This window comes from uncultured Campylobacter sp., from assembly GCF_938045205.1.
Taxonomy (GTDB): Bacteria; Campylobacterota; Campylobacteria; order Campylobacterales; family Campylobacteraceae; genus Campylobacter_B.
Window position 1 is genome coordinate 16,089 of the sequence record NZ_CALIMY010000099.1, and the last position, 18,296, is coordinate 34,384.

Consider the following 18,296-nt stretch of genomic DNA (forward strand, 5'->3'; position numbering starts at 1 on the left):
TTTTAAATGCTATTCTTATTTTTTTAACGCTATAATTTTGCAAATTTTATTTAAAGGATTTGAATGCTAGAAGCTATCTACAAAGAGCAAAGAGCAAATGGCGATCGAGCTATCGAGGCTTTGAAAAAGGACTTTACGACGCTACGCACCGGCAAGGTGAGCGTGGCGATCCTGGATCATATTTTCGTGGATTATTACGGCTCGCAAACTCCGCTAAATCAAGTCGCGACCGTCCTTTCGACCGATGCGGTCACGATCTCGATCACGCCGTGGGAAAAGCCGATGCTAAAGGCGATCGAAAGCGCTATCGCAGCGGCAAATATCGGCGTAAACCCAACTAATGACGGCGAGAGCGTGAAGCTCTTTTTCCCGCCGATGACGGTCGAGCAACGCCAAGAAAATGCAAAAAAGGCCAAAGCGATGGGCGAGAAGGCTAAAATCGGCATTCGCAATGTCCGCAAAGATGCTAACGACGAAATCAAAAAGCTCGAAAAAGACAAAGCGATCTCCGAAGACGACGCCAAAAAGGGCTATGACGAGGTGCAAAAGATCACCGACTCTTACTCAAGCAAGATCGACGACGCAGTCAAGGCCAAAGAAGCCGAGCTTTTGAAGGTCTGAGCTGTGAATATAGAAAAAATCTATCGCGACTGCGGCGCATATCTGCGAGGGCATTTTCTGCTTTCAAGCGGCAACCACTCGGAATTTTATCTGCAAAGCGCCAAAGTACTTGAGGATCCGCAGCTCGCGGGGCAGCTCGCAGACGAGCTTGCCGCAATCATCGAAAAAGCAGGCGTAGAGTTTGACAGCGTCTGCTCGCCCGCGCTGGGCGGAATTTTAGCGGGCTACGAGCTAGCTCGCGCGGCGAAAAAGCGTTTCATATTTACCGAGCGCGTAGATCGCGTAATGAGCCTGCGCCGCGGCTTTGAAGTGCATAAGGGCGAGAGATTTATCGTCTGCGAAGACATCATCACGACGGGCGGCTCGGCTCTTGAGAGCGCGAGGCTCATCGAAAACCTCAGCGGCGAGGTCGTGGGCTTTGCCGCGCTTGCCAATCGCGGATTTTGCAAGGTCGCAAATTTAGCGGGCAGCGTCGCTAGGGCTGGCGCCAAGCTGCCCGCGGATAAGCCGTTTTTTGCGCTAGGCAATTTCGAGTTTGAAATTTACGAGCCCGCAACCTGCCCGCTTTGCGCTACCGGAAGCAAGGCGATCAAGCCCGGCAGTCGCGGAAACTAGGCGTCGATTTGCTGCTAAGAAACCGCAACGAGATTAAATTTTATCCTCTAGGCTCTAAATTTAGCGCGCCGGAATTTTAAAATTTAATCCAAAACGGATCGAAATGTCAAAACAAAAAGCTAAAATTTCACCGATTTTTCTGCGCGTAAAGGCCTTCATCGTCGATCTTTTCATCATCGCGATGCCCCTATTCTACGGCGTTACCTATCTCGTCTTAGGCTCGAAAGAGGCTCTGTGGCGCAACCAGGCTGCGATCGCGTTTATATGGCTCACATACGGCGCGATTTGCGCGGCATTTTACGCCCGCAGCGCCCAGACGCCTGGCTACAAGCTCGCGGGGCTTTACCTCATCGACGTTCGCAGCGGGCGCAAAGTAAGCTTTTTTAGGGCGCTAGCTCGCTTTGCGTGCTTTGTATTTGCAGGCTTTAGCGTCATCGGGCTTTTGATCTGCTTCTTTCGCAAAGACAGGCTGAACTTACACGACCTGCTAAGCGGGACTGCGCCCGTCGTGCGAAAGGACGCGCAGTGAGCGGGCAGATTTGCGGCATCGACGAGGCGGGGCGCGGCTGTTTTGCGGGTCCGCTTTGCGTCGCGGGCTGCGTGCTAGCGCGCGAGATCGCGGGACTTACCGATAGCAAAAAGCTAAGCGAAAAGCGCCGCGAGGAGCTCTACGCCCTGATCGTCAAAAACTCGCGCTACAAAATCGTCGAAATTTCAAGCGCACAGGTCGATGAGATCGGACTCAGCGCATGTCTAAAATTGGCGCTTGAGCAGATTCTCGCGTATTTTATGGGTTTTAGCGGACAGATCATCTACGACGGCAACGCAACCTTCGGCGTACGCGGACTTCAGACGCTCGTAAAAGCCGACGCGCAAATCGCCGAAGTAAGCGCGGCGAGCATCCTCGCCAAGGTCACGCGCGACCGCGTCATGCACGAGCTCGCGCAGTGCTACCCGCAATACGACTTCGCGCAAAACAAAGGCTACGGCTCGCGCGCGCACATCGCGGCGATCGAGCGGTACGGGCTCACGCCGTTTCACCGCGCAAGCTACAAGATCAAATCGCTGCAACCCTCGCTGTTTGATTAACGAATTTGTTTCGCGCTGTTTAGGACGCGCCCGCTTAAATTTCAACCTCGTACCCTTTGCATACACTCGGCGCCGAATTCCAACCTTGCACGCTCTGTGTGTATTTGGCGCCAAAATTTAGCCTGCCCGCATTGCAGCGCTCGTCATCAAAATTTACTTGTCGTGGCACCTATCTTTAAATTTTGAAATTTGCCGCTCCTTTATCCACCAACCTCGATCGAGGTATGCCGCCTGTGCGGCTTTAGCTGCACGCGGATTTCAAAACGAATTTTGATAAAGCAAACGCGTGCCACGCCGCACTAAATAAATTAAAATTCCGATCTATGCTAAATTTAGCCCATATTTGCGCTGTATCAAAACTCAAAATTTTAAAATTCGAGACTTTAAATTTAGTGCGAAATCAAGCGCGGAATTCCACGCGCAGTTTCGCGCGCAAAGGCGGTAAAATTTAGAAATTTTAACCAAACTTTCGCTATCATCACGGCTTAAATTTCACCCAAAGGAAACCGATGTTTGAATGGATCGCCTCACCCGAGGCATGGATCAGCCTGGCGACGCTCACGGGACTTGAGATCGTGCTTGGCATCGACAATATCATCTTTATCGCGATTTTGTGCGGCCGCCTGCCCGAGGCGCAGCGCGGGCGTGCCCGTATAATGGGGCTTGCGCTTGCGATGTTCACGCGCATACTGCTGCTTCTTAGCCTTAGCTGGATCATGGGGCTTACCAAGCCGCTATTTAGCGTGCTTGCGCGCGATTTTAGCGGACGCGATCTCGTGCTGATCGGCGGCGGATTGTTTCTGCTCGTCAAATCCACGCTCGAGATCCACTCCAGCGCCACCGGCGAGGCGCACGAACATAGCGCTAGCGGCGGCAAGGCGAGCTTCGGCGGCACGCTCCTGCAGATCGCCGTTTTGGACATCATATTTTCGCTCGACAGCGTCATCACCGCCGTGGGTATGGCGCAGCACCTACCTGTGATGATCCTCGCAGTGATCATCGCCGTGGGCGTAATGATGCTCGCTAGCGGCGCGATCGCGCGCTTTGTGGACACAAACCCGACGATCAAAATTTTAGCGCTTGCATTTTTGATTTTGGTAGGCGTCTCGCTGATCGCCGACGGGCTGGGCTTTCACATACCTAAGGGCTACATCTACTTCTCGATGGCGTTTTCGCTGCTGGTGGAGCTCATCAATATTCATATCCGCAAAAAATCCGCCGCGAAATAGGAGGAGCGGAATTTTGCGAGATCTGAAAGGCGCGCATGGGGTTTTCTAAATTTCTTTCGCCGCGGCAGATCAAGCTTGCTCGCGGCACGGCTCGAAATTTCAAGCTTGAGCCCGCGACTGCAGGCACGGCGAAATTTAGCTTTACGCTTGAGGGTTTGCACTTTGCGGGAAATTTGGACTTAAAGCGCGACGGACTTTATCTGCCGATACGCGAGGGCGATGAGCTGGCGGTGATATATGAGGCTTCAAGCTCAAATTCCAGCCGCGAAGCTTCGAGGAGCTTAAATTCCGATCGCGAGATTTTAAGCGGCGCCGATTTAAATGGCGAAAATTCCGTACCGCGCCCTAACTGTGAAATTCCAAGCGACCGCGCTTCCGCTGCCGCAAATTCAAACCGCGACGCATATAGCGATACGGCGGCAAGTGCGCGCCAAAATTCCATTGTATCTGATTTATCGGACAAAGATCGTAGCGGCATAAGCTCCGCCGCTTTAGGTTTTATCCGTAAAGACTTAAGCGGCTCCATATCTTTAAATTCTACCCGCGAGGAGCACGGCGCCCAGGCAAACCTCGCCGTATCTCCGCTAGATTTCGTCAATTTAAGCCTGGGCGCGCAGCGCTGGAAGGACGCGGGCAGCGCGATCCTCGCCGTGATATTCGCAGCCTTCGGCGTAGCGCTAGCTGCGATGAGCATCTACTGCATAATCTTTATCTTTGATGCAAGGGCTCCTGCGGGGCTGCTAGCCCTGCTCATCCTCGCGCCTTTTGCGTATTGCAGCTTTAGATTTATGCGAAGAGACTGGCGCGCCGCAAAGTTCGGACGCATATTCGTAGCGCTTCCGCACTCCAAAGAGCCCAAGCGAAGCGGCGAAGCGGAAGGCTACGCCAGCGGCGTGCGCGTGCTAAAAGGCGATGACGTTTATTATTTCGGCTTTGTGGTGGACGGAGTGTATTTATCGGGCGATAGCAAGCTGCAGATCGTCTCCGACGGGATACTCACAGATCAAAATTTAGCGGAGCTTGCGGACGGCGAGAATTGCACGAAATTTAAAAATTTAGGTGCAGAAAATTCTGCAAATTCTGCGAGCATTAAGAATTTTGCGAAATCGGCAAATTCCACAAGCTCTGTAAATTCTGCCAACGCAGCAAATTCTATAAATTCCGCCCGCTCCGCCGAAGCCGCGGCACCCGCCAAGGCAAAGGACGCTTCGCATAGCTTTGAGCTGCAAAACGGCGATATTCTCCGCGCCCGCTACAAGGACTACCGCGTAAGCGGGCTGTGGAATAAAAGCCGCGGCAGCGAGCTCGGCGATACGCGCAGCGGGCTTCGGCGCGTGATAGATTTTATCGCGGGCGTGGCGCTACAAATAGGTCTGCGTTTGGGCGGCGCGCTCGTGCTGACGTGGCTCGGCGATCACATCGGCGGCTCCTTCGGCAACGCCCTAAGCTTCATCGGATTTTTGCTGCTGCTTAGCCTTATGCTTTGAAAGGCGAATTTCAAACGGCATCCTCACGGAATTTTGCAACTTCAAGAAATTTCAAGTTTCGAAATTTTGCGGAATTCCGCAGCGAGCGGATTCGGCTTTTAAATTTTGAGGCTTTGGAGCCGCAAATTTAAAGGCGCGGCAAAATTTCAAATTTCAGGCGCGTAAGATTTCGACTGCGAAATTTTAAAATTCTAAATTTTAAAGCGTAGAATTTCAAGGCGCGGAATTTTAATTTAAGAATTTTAAATTTTGCGGCGCGGAATTCCGTAGCGTGGATTAAAATTTTAAATTTCAAAATGCGCGGGATTTTACGCGCCTTAAAATTTCAAAGTACGAAATCAAAAAGCGAAATTTTAAAATTTCAAATTTTAAGGCGCACAGAGCTGTAGCATGTGGAGCCGCGGCGCGGCGTGTGAAGTTATAGTGCGCGAGGCTGTGACACGCAAAGCCACGGCGAGCCGCCTGTCCGCTAGCTCCAAATTCTTTCGTTTAGTTTTAGGTTTTTTACGATCGCTAAAAAGTGCGAAAGCTCGCGCTTGAGCTGCGCGGCGGGGTCGCGGCGTAGCACACTTTCGTCGATGTCCGGCTCGAAATTATCGCGCCCCGTATTTACGAAAATATAAATTTTGCTATCTGCGAAGCTAAGGCTAACGGGCGCGGCTACGGCGCCTGCGAAGCGCAAGAGCCTCCGCATAAAGGCGGGCGTTAGAATATACATCGCGCCCGTCGCGTCCGCGGAATACACGGCGAAGGCGGCGTTAAACTCCGCATCGTCCATATCGATCCTCTTTAGCCCGCCGGTGTTCGGCGCGCCGGCGCGAGCGGGAAAAATCAGGGTTTTGGCACTTATGCGTTTGTTAAATTCCGCGTAGAAAAAGGTGCCGAGGATTTCGCTTTCCGAAAATCTATTAAATAAGCTCACGTCGCAAAATGCGAACTTCACGCCGTCATAAACGCCCGAGACCCTGTCGTTGCCGCCTTTGAATTTATCTAGTCGAAAAAAGAGCCCGGAGAGCTTGAGTTTAGCAGGATCGATATCGCCTGAAATTTCATATCGGTAGCCGAACGCCTTAAAATAAGGCATTAGATAGTGCTCTTTAAAAGCGCGCCGAAATTTTATCGAATAATCTCGTTTGAAGACTCTAAATAATACGAATAAGCTATAAGCAGCCAAGATTAAAATTATAATCGCGAGTAAGATATATTTGGAAATCGTGGGGCGATTTTGTAAATCGTTTAGAAATAGGCTCATAGCAAAAAGGCAGGCAGCGTAGATTATCTTAGCTTTTATGGAGCTTTCATCGCACAAAACGGCTACTATAAGAACAACCGCGAATAATCCGATAAGCGGCAACAAATCCGCCATGCCTCCTCCGTCGCGTAGCTTGTGTAACAAAAACGCGCCGTAGCCGAGCATGCACGCCGCCGCGAAGATCGTATTTCTTTTCGCCTTATACAAAAGCCCCAGCCTGATCTGCTCCAGCTCGCTCGCGCTCAATCGCCCCTCCTAAAATTTAAATCCGATTATGGCGCTAGCGAGCTTTAAATTCGCTTACGAACGGCGACGAAATTTTAAAATTTAGACTTGCGTAAATTTACGGTTAAATTTTAGCAGCGGATCGTCTAAATGTAGCGAAGGCGGAATCTTGGTAGAAGTTTAAGCGGCACGAAATTTTAAAAATTCCGTGCCATAAGAGAGATAAAATTTTACGGGCGCGCTTTAAATTCGCTATAAAATTTCACTGCGCGACAGCGTAAAATTTCGCAAAATAAACGCCGTAGTTTATGCTGCGAAATTTAGGGCGCCCGAGCGGACGCCGATAAATTTACGAACGCCCGCGCCGCAAAAGCACTGCGCGGACGCCGCTAGCAAAATTTAGATTTTTCTATAAGGCGCCTGACCTACTTCGTAGAAGTTATTGCCCTCGCTGTCGATCGCTACGATAGCAGGGAAATCCTCGACCGTAAGTCGCGCGACCGCCTCAGGTCCTAGCTCTGGATAGGCTAGCACTTCATATTTTTTGATGCTTTGGCTAATCAGCGCACCCGCGCCGCCGATAGCGACCATATAGACGCAGCCCGATTTTTTCATCGCCTCAACGACGGCCTCAGAGCGGTAGCCCTTGCCGATCATGCCGTTGATGCCTACTTCGTTTATCATCGTAGGAGTGTATTTATCCATGCGTCCGCTAGTCGTAGGCCCTGCAGCACCGATTGCCTGACCGGGTTTGGCGGGGGTCGGCCCCAAATAGTATATCGTCTCGCCAGCCAAGCTTACGGGTAGCTTCTCGCCGCGAGCGAGGGTTTCGGTTAGAGCCTTATGCGCGGCATCGCGAGCTGCGATGATGGTGCCGCTGATTAGTACGTTATCGCCCGCCTTTAGGCTTTTTACTACGCTTTTATCGAAAGGTGCGGTAATTCTTTTAACTTCTGACATGATTTCCTCCTTATAGTTCGGCGTCGGCATGGCGAGCCGCGTGGCAGTTGATATTAACGGCGACCGGAAGTCCAGCGATGTGGGTCGGATACCACTCTACATTTACCTTGACGGCGGTGTTTATGCCGCCCAAACCCTGCGGACCGACGCCCGTAGCGCGCGCCATCTCCAGCAGCTCATCCTCTAGCTTGGCGTAGCGCTCGTCGGGATTTCTGCTGTCGATCGAGCGAACCGCGGCTTGCTTGGCTAAAAGCGCCGCTTTATCCATCGTGCCGCCGATACCAACACCTACGACCATTGGAGGGCAAGCGTTAGGACCAGCGTATTTGACCGCCTCTAAAAATACCTTTTTTACCCCCTCGATGCCGTCTGCGGGAACGAGCATTTTTAGTACGGATTTGTTTTCGCTGCCAAAGCCTTTTGGGGCCACTTTGATCTTAAGCTTGTCGCCGGGGATGATGCGGGTATTGATGACCGCAGGGGTATTGTTTGTGGTGTTTTTACGTTCAAAAAGCGGCTCTGCGACCACGGATTTACGCAGATAGCCGCCTACGTAGCCGTCCGCGACGCCTGCGTTGATAGCGTCCTCCAGATATCCGCCCTCGATATGCACGTCCTGACCGAGTTCGACAAAAACCACCGTCATACCGGTATCTTGGCAGATCGGCGCGACCTCTTTAGCCGCCAAATCGGCATTTTGTAAGAGCTTGCCCAAGATATCCTTGCCGATAGGCGAAGTCTCGTTCTCGCGCGCTTTCTCAAATGCCGCGCGCATATCTGGCGTGACGTGATAACAGGCTTTTTTGCAAAGCTCGCTGACTACTTTGGTAATTTCAGCCGCTTGGATCGTTTTCATGATCTCTCCTTGTATTGAAATTTTAATGGATTATATTCCGTTAAACTAAAAACTTAGTTTAAAATTTTATCTTCATTTAATAAATTTTAACAAAAGGCTAGAAAATAAGCGGGTTTTAATCTTTTTATAATAAAATACCGCTTTCCGAATTATCAAATACTAAAAATTTTGCGAAGAAATTTTAAAATCAAGGAAACCTATGAAAAAGAAAACTCTTGTGCTGCTCGTGGGCGCTTGTGTGCTTATAGGAATGATACTTTCTCTTGGGATTGCGGAGATGGTTCACCTTACGGGCACCGATAAATTCTGCGTATCCTGTCATACGATGCAGCCGATGGCAAACGCCTTTCATAATGACGTTCACGGCGGCAATAACCCGCAAGGCTTCAAAGCTGATTGCGTCGCCTGTCATGTCTCTCATGAAAATACCTTTATGTATCTTTGGACCAAAGCTCTAACCTCCGCAAATGATGTCTACAAGACGGTCTTTACTGACGCAGATAAGATCGATTGGCAAGAAAAACGCAAGGAGCGAAATCATTTCGTTTATGAAAGCGGCTGCCTGAGCTGCCATCGAAATTTAAAAGAGCAGAATAATCAAGTAAATAAAGCCTGGCTCGCGCATAGGGATTATTTCGCGGGCACTACCGGCAAAACCTGCGTGCAGTGCCACGAAAACGTCGGTCACAAAAATATGGGTATAGAGATTACCAAATATTGGGATAAATACAACCTAGAAAATAACAAAACCAAGTAAAGGAGAAGCAATGCTAAAAAAAGTCGCTATTTTAATAGCCTGTATCGCAACATTTGCATTTGCCCAAGCGCCGAGCGCCGAGCACGGCGCGAAAGCGGCCATGGATGCAAATTTAAGCAACGCCGTAAATATTAATTTGACGGGAAATTTAAAGGTAAATAGGCAGCTTACGCCGCTAGCTAGACGCTGCGTCGAGTGCCATGCCGAAAAAACTCCGGGCGTCGTTGCGGATTGGAAGATGAGCCGCCACGCTCACGTAGGCGTTAGCTGTACCGACTGCCACTCGCAGCCAGCAGATAGCCCTATGGCAGCTAAAGAGCCGCATCCGAAAGACACCGACAACCACGTCTCCGTGCTAGTTAGCCCAAAAACCTGTGCTAAATGCCACAGCAACGAGGTTAAAGAGTTTGAAAACAGCGGTCACGCAAGAGGCGCTATGCAAATGCAAGCCAACAAAGGAATAGTTGATCTAATGTATCACTACGAAGGACGTGATATCCCTGATCTTAAACATGCACCTGATATTACCGGCTGCTCTCAATGCCACGGTAGCGTCGTTAAAATGGATGAGCATAACAAGCCTACCAAAGAGACCTGGCCCGTTTACGGCATCGGTACGGTTTATCCGGACGGTAGCGTAGGCGGATGCAAATCATGCCATTCTGGTCATAAATTTTCGATTGCTGAAGCTCGTAAGCCTGCTGCTTGCGCATCTTGCCACTTAGGACCTGATCATCCGGATATCGAAATTTACAATAACTCGATGCACGGACACGTATTTAACGCTGAAGGCAATGAGTGGAAATTCGATAGCGCTCCTGGTACTTTAGAAGTACCTGATTACCGCGCCCCTACATGCGCGACCTGCCATATGAGCGGCGGTGTGGGTGATCTAAACTCCACTCACAACGTATCTCAACGCTTGAAGTGGAATTTGTGGCAGCCTAAGAGCAATCTACGCACCGGCGGTAATGAGACTGCGGTAAGCGAGTTCTTAAATACCGGCAAACTAAACGTCGGCAATCCTTTGGCAGGTAACCTAAACGGTCCTGAGGCGGCACGTGCCGAGATGAAGCAAGTATGCAAAGAGTGCCATGCAAGCACCCATACGAATAATTTCTTTGAGGTGGGCGATAAGCAGGTACTTCTATATAACGTTTACAACGACGAAGCGACTAAGATGCTAAAAGAGCTTAAGGAAAAGAAACTTCTAAAAGACGATCCTTGGGCGGATGCGTTCCAGCGTATTTATTACACTTCGTGGCATCACGAGGGTCGCAGAATGCGCCAAGGCGCGCTAATGGGCGGACCTGATTATTCGCATTGGCACGGCGTATTCGAGGTCAAAAATGACATCAGAGAGATGCGCGAAATCTACGAGCGCCGCATCAAAACCGGCAAGATCGAGGAATAATCCTTCTTAGTCTGCTAAATTTTGCCGGACTAAACAGATCAAGCTTGTAAGCCCCTGCACTTCGCAGGGGCTTTTTTGTTTGGATAAAATTTTGGAATTTTATTTTGTAATCCGCGCAAAGCCCATCGAAAATCGCCCCTAAAAGCCACTTACAAAATCACTATCTAATTATTTAAGATTATTGAGAATTTATGACGGAAGTAGCTGATAAATTAGAGTAAATTTATCTCTTTGCAATTCAAAATTAGCTACAATCGCGCATATCATTTAAAAGGAATTTTATGGACAAGCAAACGGCATTAGACTTTTTGAGACTTCATCAGCCGATGCCTGCGCAGCTTTCGGATCAGCTCGCGGCAGAGTTTCGCGCGGTACGGGAGTTTTTGCGTGATAATCCCTGCGACGAGGCGCTTGAGCCGCTTTTGCGCTCGCTAAATGAGGGCGACGGCGCAAGTGAATATCCGCTCGTGGACGAGGTATTGGGCGCGGCGGACGATGCTGCTGCGGTAGCTGCGCTTAGAGCGGTCTTAGAAGATCCGAGCACGGGCAGCGGAGCGCGATTTTGGGCGACGCTTTTTAGCGTGAGCTTCGTCCGTAAGGAGCTCATCGCAAGCCTGGAGACATCGCTTAAATACGCAAACGATGATTTGATCGAGCTTACGAAGGAGCAGATCGAAATGTTTAAGCAGCTGACGTAAAGCTAGCTGCGTAACTTATAGTTGCGCCTTGCTCACCAGATTGCGCTGCTACAAAGCAAATCCAAATTTATAAAAATCGGCTTAATCGAAGGTTGCTTTTAAATTTTAAAATTTTGCGGTCGCTTAAAATTTTTTAGAGGCTACGATTACGAAAGAGGCGCACTTTATTTTCTATGGGCTGTGACAGGCGCCCTGTGCGAGGATTGCTATCGGCAAAGATATAGCCGTCGCCGCTAAGTGCGAGTGGCACAGGCACCGCGAGATATGTATCTAGGAGGGTAGAAATTTCACGGCGTCGTTTGAAGTAAAATTTTAAATCTGCGGGCTTGTGATAGAATTTAAGTCGTAATAATGAAGCAGAATTTAATATGCGGCGAGCATGACGCTGAAATTTTAAGCTTGCGTCGCGCAGTGACTGGATTTCGCTCAGTGCGATCCGTACGAAATTTTAAGCCGTAAAGATAAAGCGGAATTTCTCATACGCGATTTTTTTGAGACGAAATTTTAAGCAATGAGTTTGAGGCGGAATTCTGAGGCGTGAGTTAGATTATAAACTTACACCGTCGGTAGAGGATACCGCGCCTTTTTTGCTCTGAGAACTCCTACCGCACGGCAAAGAATTTTGCGCCATTTTGCACTACAGCTATGGATCTCGACCACGCAGTGAGCAAGGTTGCGCTGCGCTATGCGACTAAGGATACTGCGCCATTTCGCAAGCGATCTTGTAGCGAGATTAGGCTATGAGCCTTGACGCACGACATAGAAATTTGCATGGTGTGATCCGTGCAGGATTAGATGGCGCAGATTTTGCGCCTCCATCTGCACCGCCAAAAAATTCTACCGAGCGGAGTTGTGATCTAGAAATTTTGCAGCGGCACGAAATCTTCTAGCGCGGATTTTGAGCTTGCGTAAAATTTCGCACCGCTAGCATGTGAGAGACCTGAAATTTTAAATTGCATGTCACTTTAAAATTTTAAACTTATGAATTTGACCCGCACTTACTTTTAAATCCTAATTCCACACCATGTTTGGCGATGAAATTTTAAAATTTCATCGCGCCAAGAGCAGCTCGATCAATCGGCGGACGCAGTAAAAATAAGATAGATAAAATGCATCAGCGCGTGAAGCGGGGCTAAATTTAAATCGCTGGCTAAATTTTAAAGCGTGGCCTAGATCGCCTGCGGGCGCTCGACCTCGGCTTTAAAATAGTTAAATTTAGCTCTGCGCCCGCGAGACGCTTCGGCTACCTGATTTTTGCGGTGCCGAAGCAAAGTCCGTTTTCGTTGCACTGCATATTTTCTATCTGCGGATCCTCGCTTTCGCCGCAAATTTGGATCATCTGATGCGACGCCTCGTCCATTTTGGGCTCGCTGCAATGCGAAACGCCGGGCTCTGGATGCTCAGGATTGGAGCAAGCGCATACAAACAGCGCTGCGCAGGCGAATAAGAGGGAGTTTTTCATTCTGAATCCTTTTAAAAAATTTTGTAATTCTATCTTTGCAAAGCTGAAATTTTACGGAATTTAAAGCGTTTTGGCTAAATTTAATGCAGCTGCATCTGCAAATATAAATTTTCTAAATTTCACGTTAGATACGAAGAGGCGGCGTGCGAGGCGAGATAAATTTAATATTTGTGAGCGAGTTTTAAGACGCAGCCCAAATCGTTTTACGGAAAGATAAGATTAAAGGCGCACTTAATCTTATCTATTGTTTTAAAATTTTTTACCGAAAGCTGCTAGAATTACGCCCTTTAAACCAAAATAAGGAGAAAACATGGCAATGACGAATTACATGGAACTTTTGATGGCAAATCAGCCGTGGAATTTGATTTTATTTATGGCGGTGCCGATGGGCTTAGCAGAAGCGATAGTAGCGAGCGAATTTTTTAGCTTGTACCGCGCGAAGGAGGGCTCTTTGGCGCTAAAAATCAATAAATGCCTTAGCATCATTCTCGGCGCTTATTTTACGATATTAATCATTTACGTAGCGGTTAAAATTTTGCCCGTCATTCATTTACGTGGCGCTGCGGACGCCTTAGCTTTGGCGGCATACGTAGCGGCGGCGCTGCCTGCGCTGGTGCTGCTACTTTTGGAGCTCGGAGTTATCGCAAAAGGAGCGGAATTTAGAGCTAGGCTTAAATTTCATTTCTTGGCGCTGATTGTATTTTTGGTGCTAGGACACATCGCGATGATTTTTGGAATGACCGATCCAGGTATGAGCGGCATGGAACATTCTATGATGGATCATGGCTCGATGAGTGGGATGAGCCACGATATGGGTTCGATGGAGGGGATGGATCATTCGCATATGAATCATGGCTCGATGGAGAACATGGATCATGGCGGCATGGATCACTCAAAGATGGAGCATTCACATTAACTTTAGCATGCCCGGCTTGGGCTAAATTTTAAATTCTATTCCGCCGAGCTGCGGAGCTGATAGATCTTTATGATTTGATTGCCTTTGTCTGCGAAATGCATATGCAAGCCCCTCTCAAATAAAATTTTACCGTCTTTCATCTGTCGCCTGCGAGGCGGTAAAATTTAATATCAAGCTTATCGCCCCACCTTTTTATGTTCTTGTGATATTTTTATTCGACTTATACAAGACGTAAAGCTCACGTATAGGTAGTTTTCAGTTTAAATTTGCGTGCAAACCGCTTTGGTATATTTTTTAACGTTAGTTTAATGCTAAATTTATATAATCTAAGTCTAGTTATATTTTAAGAGATGATTAAGAATGAAATGCGCTAAACTTGGAGGCGGATAGAGTATGCAAGATTACGAATTATTGGACGTTTTGTCCAATAAAAGGGTTCTTTGTCTAGAGGATGAGCCCGGGATTTTAAAAAATATAACCGAATCACTGCAGCTGTTTTTCGGCGAAGTAGTGGGGGTTAAGGACGGGTTGGAGGCGCTTGATGAGGCGATGAGCGGTTCGTACGACGCACTGGTTTTTGATATCGGCGTGCCGCATATGGACGGGCTAGAGGTCGTTAAAAAGATCCGTGCTGCTGGTATCTCGGTGCCGATCGTGATACTTTCGAGCCACACCGAGCAGGAGTATCTGTGGCGGGCGGTGGAGCTTAAGATCACTAGGTATCTGCCTAAGCCGTACGATAAAAACGCCTTTATAAAGGCGCTGCAAGACGTCGCTGCGGAGCTGATAAATCACGCGCCGATATTTAGCATAAGCAGTGAGTTGAAGTATGATTTTGCCAAAAAGATCATCTACGTCAAAGACAGCGCCTGTCATCTTTCCAAAAGCGAGAGCAAGCTTTTGGAGTACTTCTTAGCGCGCAAAAATCAAACCGTAACCTACGAGCAGTTATTCGACTATATGTGGGAGTTCGAGCAGCCTAGCAAGGAAGCGATTAAGGCGATCGTCAAAGAGCTGCGCCGCAAGATCGGCAAGGACGTGATCAAAAATTTATATGCGGTGGGGTATCTCTTTGAAGTATAAATTTAAATTTATCGTAGCGCTTTTCGTGCTGCTATATATTATAATTACGGCTTTGGTTTTTAACTTCTACCGCGAGCTTGCGCTAAAGGACACGAGGCGCGAGGCGTTTTATATCCTAGATACGATGAATGCGGTGCGCGACTACGTCTCGACCGTGCAGCGCCCGCTAATAAACGAGCTTAAAGAAAAAAAGCTTCTAAGCGAGGACTTTTTCGATCCGAGGCTGATGTCCTCGACCTACATAACGCGCGAAATTTATAAAATTCAGCTCGCCAAAAATCACATTAACTACGACTACAAGCTCGTCGCTACCGATCCGCTCAATCCCGAGCACGCTGGAAGCGAGTTTGAGAATGAAATTTTAGAGGGCTTTAAAGAAAGCAAATATAAAGAATATTCCAGAATCGTCTATGATAAAGAGGGCGCCTCGTATCTTTTGAGCCTGCCGATAACAAACTCTCAGCCTTCGTGCACCGAGTGCCACAGCATCAACGCAGCGCCTAAAAAGATGCAAGAGCTCTACGGAGATGTGGGAAATTTTAAAGGCGGCCTGGGCGATACGATCGCGATGATAAGCTTTAAAATTCCGATAAAAAGCATTCTGCTCTATCACACCAAAGAGTTTGTCGTTAGCGGCCTAAGCTTGCTTGCAGTGTTTTTGATCTGTATATTTTGTATCTATAAAATTCACAAAAAAAACGCGACTTTAAAGATGCAAACGCAGCTTTTACTGATAAATCAAAGCCGCCTCGCGCTCATGGGCGAGATGATCGGCAATATCTCGCACCAGTGGCGCCAGCCGCTATCGCAGATCAGCTCTACGCTTATAAATTTAGAGCTTTACAACGAGCGAGGCAAGCTCTCAAAAGAGAGGCTCGAAGGCGGCATAAAAGACGCGGGCGAGCAGGTGAAATTTATGAGCGATACGATCGAAGATTTTAAAAATTTCTTCAATCCGAACATGCCAAAGAAAGAATTTAGCGCCAGCGAGGCGATCGAGCAGGCGCGTAAAATTTTAAACGCCTCGCTTAAAAAGCATGTCATCGACATAAGCGTGCGGGTAGAGGAGAATTTTACGCTTTACGGCAACGTAAACGAGCTCATCCAGGTGCTAATAAATATCATAAACAACGCAAAAGAGGCGTTTTTGGACGTGCCGCTTAAACGGCGCGAGATTAAAATTCGCTCGTTTTTAAAGCAGGGCGAGCGAGTGATTACGATCGAAAATAACGCAAGCCGCATCGATGAAGCGCAGCTAGATAAAATTTTTGAGCCGCACTTTACGACAAAACAGCAGGGTAGTGGGCTTGGGCTATATATGAGCAAGATGATAATCGAAAAAAATGGAGGAAGCATAAGCGCTGCGAATTCCGACGACGGCGCGATATTTACGATATCTTTTCGTTAAATTTAGACTTCATTAAATTTCTCCCTTTTTCACCCTTTTTTGTTGATATTATTTTGAGCGTAGAACTTTGCTAATTTAAAATTTCGATTTTCAAAGGAGGAGCCATGAAAAAATGGAATAAGATGCTACTAGGCGCGCTAGCCTGTATTAGCATTTTTGCCGCAGGAGCCTGTGCTGATGAAGGCATGGGGCATGAGATGGAAATGTCGCAAAAATCGCGCGACGTCATCGCAAATCCTAAGGGCACGTTGCAAAGCAGAGGCGTCATATCCTTGCAGGACTACGTCGTAGAAGAGCGAGAGATGTATGACTGGCTATTTAAAAATCACCCGATTTTTACCAAATACGGCGGTAAGACGGTCGGTAAGATGGATGTACACGACCGAGGTTTGGAGTGGCTTGCGGAAGGGCATGGATTTGACTTTTCAAAGGCTAGTAAAAGAGACGACGGCAAGGGCTATAGCTCTATGATGTATAGAATCCCTGCGGGCTCTTCGCTGCAATTTCCGAATAAATTCATAGGTCCTGAAAAATGCGGCGAGTGCCACCCTGCGCAGTATGAGACATGGAGCAGATCGCGCCACGCCACTACTATCCGCTTTCCTGGCGAGCACCCGGAGGTTAATAACAACCTAACCGATCCGGTATTTAGCCCGGATACGGCGTCGATCCTTCCAAAAGGTATTACCCCTGACGTAATTTATGCGACCGTGGGACACCTAAGGACAAAATTTGGCTACGTAGATGCATGGCTTCTACGCGGAACCTATCACGTAGAGGGCGGCTTGCTACGAGACGGCACCGGTCAGATCGTAGCCGGCGGTAACCAATTCCAAAGGACTTGGGCGTTAAATTTAGACGATGAGACGGTCAAAAAGATTAAAAAGATCGTTCCGGAATTCCCGGAAACTCTAGCCGATTATGGCGATAACGGCGGTTACGTAAGAGGTCTTGCGTCGTATGCTGCAAAATACAAAAAATCGATGTTTTTCCAAGCAAACAGCTCGTATTGCGAAGTCTGCCACCCATTCAAATTCGATTTTAAAACTAAGAAAGAATTCTATGCTGCTTTGGGTAACGCAAAAGAGCTTCAAAAGCACACTATCTCCAAGGGTATCACCTGCGAAGAGTGCCATGGAGCGGGCGGTCACCTTGACGGCGCTACAAATTTTAGAACCTCAAACTGCGAACGCTGCCACCAAAGATTTAACTATAGCCCTGATTTAGCTCGTGCTAATCCGCTAAACAACGGAAATCCCGATCTATCTCTTAGCTCTAAATTTAAATCTATGGGTCCAGGATGTGGCTCTGAAGGCTCACAATCATACTTTACCGCTCACTACGAGAAGGGTATGCGCTGCGTAACCTGCCACGATCCGCACGATAACACCGGACCGGTAGTTGGCGATAAAACCGTCAAGGGCGTAAATTATAACTCCGAGCAGGGCTATTTGAGTGCGTTTTATACAAAGCCTAAGATCACAAAAGAGTGCAAAGATTGCCACCAAGAGCAAGCCTATATCGCTGCAAGAGCCGATACGCATAAAGACAACACCTGCGCATCTTGCCACATGCCGTTTATGATGAGTTGCGAGAACTTCTACGCTATTCAGTTCCAAGACAACGCGGGATTTGATACTCAAAGAAGATCTCACATCTGGAAGATCGACATCGATCCTACTAGAAAATCTCTAGTCGCAGGCGATGCCGCTAAAGGTCCAAGAGATGCGAAAGATTGGCACTTCCAAAGAAATAAAGATGGACGAAATTTCGTCGATCTTATGTGGTCGTGCGCACGAACCTCGTGGGCGGATAAAGATATGCAAGATACTAAAGGCTGCCACAGCCCTGTCGTTTCCGAGCTAAAAGAGACGCTTCATTTCAAGAATCAAAAGCAGGTTTACGATGAGGTTATGGGCTGGCAAACTCCAATTAAGAGCGATTTCTCGCAAGTTAAGATCGGTATTCAGGGAATTTACTCGATCCTTGAGACCAAAAAGCTTGACTCCAGCGATAAAACTCGCGTTTACGAGCTGATCGAAAAAGCTCAAGACACCGTCGATCTTATCGAAAAAGACGGCTCATGGGGAATGCATGGCTTTAAATATACTAAGCAAAGGCTAGAAGCCGCTAAAGAGTATATCAAAGAGGCTCAAAGAATTCTAAATAATAATTTATAATTCTTTCGGGGTCGCGTAAGTTCGCGGCCCCGAAATTTAAAAGG

The 18,296-nt window shown here is 48.1% G+C and carries 18 protein-coding genes; 13 read left to right on the top strand and 5 right to left on the bottom strand.

Annotated elements, in window-relative coordinates; genetic code table 11:
- Positions 1–63 precede the first annotated feature (63 nt).
- From frr to Q0198_RS05470, 4 genes are all read left to right on the top strand, one after another.
- Positions 64–621 carry a ribosome recycling factor gene (gene frr, locus Q0198_RS05455; RefSeq protein WP_297895901.1) on the top strand — a complete coding sequence of 186 codons (558 nt, stop codon included), beginning with the start codon at positions 64–66 and terminating at the stop codon, positions 619–621.
- Positions 622–624: 3 nt separating this feature from the next.
- The gene (gene pyrE / locus Q0198_RS05460) at positions 625–1,236 is read left to right on the top strand and encodes an orotate phosphoribosyltransferase (RefSeq protein ID WP_297895903.1); all 612 of its coding nucleotides are present in this window, start codon (positions 625–627) and stop codon (positions 1,234–1,236) included.
- Between the two features lie 103 nt (positions 1,237–1,339).
- Positions 1,340–1,765 carry an RDD family protein gene (locus Q0198_RS05465; protein ID WP_297895905.1) on the top strand — a complete coding sequence of 142 codons (426 nt, stop codon included), beginning with the start codon at positions 1,340–1,342 and terminating at the stop codon, positions 1,763–1,765.
- Complete coding sequence (locus tag Q0198_RS05470) at positions 1,762–2,325, top strand: ribonuclease HII (RefSeq protein WP_297895906.1); 564 nt, start codon at positions 1,762–1,764, stop codon at positions 2,323–2,325. Before Q0198_RS05465 ends, Q0198_RS05470 begins: the two co-directional genes overlap by 4 nt.
- Positions 2,326–2,359: 34 nt before the next feature.
- Here Q0198_RS05470 and Q0198_RS05475 read toward each other — a convergent pair whose 3' ends face one another.
- Entirely contained in the window at positions 2,360–2,494 is a 135-nt protein-coding gene (locus Q0198_RS05475) for a hypothetical protein (RefSeq protein ID WP_297895908.1), read from the bottom strand.
- Between the two features lie 340 nt (positions 2,495–2,834).
- Between Q0198_RS05475 and Q0198_RS05480 the strand changes: the two genes are divergently transcribed.
- Together Q0198_RS05480 and Q0198_RS05485 are read left to right on the top strand one after the other, a co-directional pair.
- Positions 2,835–3,554 (top strand): TerC family protein, encoded by a 720-nt coding sequence (locus Q0198_RS05480; protein ID WP_297895910.1) that lies wholly within the window; start codon positions 2,835–2,837, stop codon positions 3,552–3,554.
- A gap of 35 nt (positions 3,555–3,589) precedes the next feature.
- Positions 3,590–5,041, top strand: coding sequence for a hypothetical protein (locus Q0198_RS05485; protein ID WP_297895911.1), 1,452 nt, complete (start codon positions 3,590–3,592; stop codon positions 5,039–5,041).
- A gap of 469 nt (positions 5,042–5,510) precedes the next feature.
- Here Q0198_RS05485 and Q0198_RS05490 read toward each other — a convergent pair whose 3' ends face one another.
- The 3 genes from Q0198_RS05490 to Q0198_RS05500 all read right to left on the bottom strand — a co-directional run bounded on the left by Q0198_RS05490 (position 5,511) and on the right by Q0198_RS05500 (position 8,334).
- Positions 5,511–6,539 (bottom strand): DUF3137 domain-containing protein, encoded by a 1,029-nt coding sequence (locus Q0198_RS05490; protein WP_297895913.1) that lies wholly within the window; start codon positions 6,537–6,539, stop codon positions 5,511–5,513.
- 378 nt (positions 6,540–6,917) lie between these two features.
- Complete coding sequence (locus tag Q0198_RS05495; protein WP_297895915.1) at positions 6,918–7,478, bottom strand: Fe-S-containing hydro-lyase; 561 nt, start codon at positions 7,476–7,478, stop codon at positions 6,918–6,920.
- A gap of 10 nt (positions 7,479–7,488) precedes the next feature.
- On the bottom strand, positions 7,489–8,334 hold the full coding sequence (locus tag Q0198_RS05500; protein ID WP_297895917.1) for a fumarate hydratase: 846 nt from the start codon (positions 8,332–8,334) through the stop codon (positions 7,489–7,491).
- Between the two features lie 199 nt (positions 8,335–8,533).
- Here Q0198_RS05500 and Q0198_RS05505 point away from each other — a divergent pair, with 199 nt between their 5' ends.
- The 3 genes from Q0198_RS05505 (at position 8,534) to Q0198_RS05515 (ending at position 11,203) form a co-directional block, all read left to right on the top strand.
- Positions 8,534–9,091 (top strand): NapC/NirT family cytochrome c, encoded by a 558-nt coding sequence (locus tag Q0198_RS05505; protein WP_297895919.1) that lies wholly within the window; start codon positions 8,534–8,536, stop codon positions 9,089–9,091.
- A 10-nt stretch (positions 9,092–9,101) separates the two neighbouring features.
- A complete protein-coding gene (locus tag Q0198_RS05510; RefSeq protein WP_297895921.1) occupies positions 9,102–10,505 on the top strand; it encodes a multiheme c-type cytochrome in 1,404 nt (467 codons plus the stop codon).
- Positions 10,506–10,786: 281 nt separating this feature from the next.
- Positions 10,787–11,203: a hypothetical protein gene (locus tag Q0198_RS05515; RefSeq protein WP_297895922.1), complete on the top strand. Its 417-nt coding sequence runs from the start codon at positions 10,787–10,789 to the stop codon at positions 11,201–11,203.
- Positions 11,204–12,446: 1,243 nt separating this feature from the next.
- Here the strand turns inward: Q0198_RS05515 and Q0198_RS05520 are convergent.
- The gene (locus Q0198_RS05520; RefSeq protein ID WP_297895923.1) at positions 12,447–12,665 is read right to left on the bottom strand and encodes a hypothetical protein; all 219 of its coding nucleotides are present in this window, start codon (positions 12,663–12,665) and stop codon (positions 12,447–12,449) included.
- 310 nt (positions 12,666–12,975) lie between these two features.
- Between Q0198_RS05520 and Q0198_RS05525 the strand changes: the two genes are divergently transcribed.
- The 4 genes from Q0198_RS05525 to Q0198_RS05540 all read left to right on the top strand — a co-directional run bounded on the left by Q0198_RS05525 (position 12,976) and on the right by Q0198_RS05540 (position 18,252).
- Positions 12,976–13,581 carry a DUF6803 family protein gene (locus Q0198_RS05525; protein WP_297895924.1) on the top strand — a complete coding sequence of 202 codons (606 nt, stop codon included), beginning with the start codon at positions 12,976–12,978 and terminating at the stop codon, positions 13,579–13,581.
- A gap of 393 nt (positions 13,582–13,974) precedes the next feature.
- A complete protein-coding gene (locus Q0198_RS05530; protein WP_291940170.1) occupies positions 13,975–14,664 on the top strand; it encodes a response regulator transcription factor in 690 nt (229 codons plus the stop codon).
- Positions 14,654–16,072 (top strand): DUF3365 domain-containing protein, encoded by a 1,419-nt coding sequence (locus Q0198_RS05535; RefSeq protein WP_297895962.1) that lies wholly within the window; start codon positions 14,654–14,656, stop codon positions 16,070–16,072. The genes Q0198_RS05530 and Q0198_RS05535 overlap by 11 nt, the downstream gene beginning before the upstream one ends.
- A gap of 104 nt (positions 16,073–16,176) precedes the next feature.
- The gene (locus tag Q0198_RS05540) at positions 16,177–18,252 is read left to right on the top strand and encodes a cytochrome C (RefSeq protein ID WP_297895926.1); all 2,076 of its coding nucleotides are present in this window, start codon (positions 16,177–16,179) and stop codon (positions 18,250–18,252) included.
- The last annotated feature ends 44 nt before the right edge of the window (positions 18,253–18,296 follow it).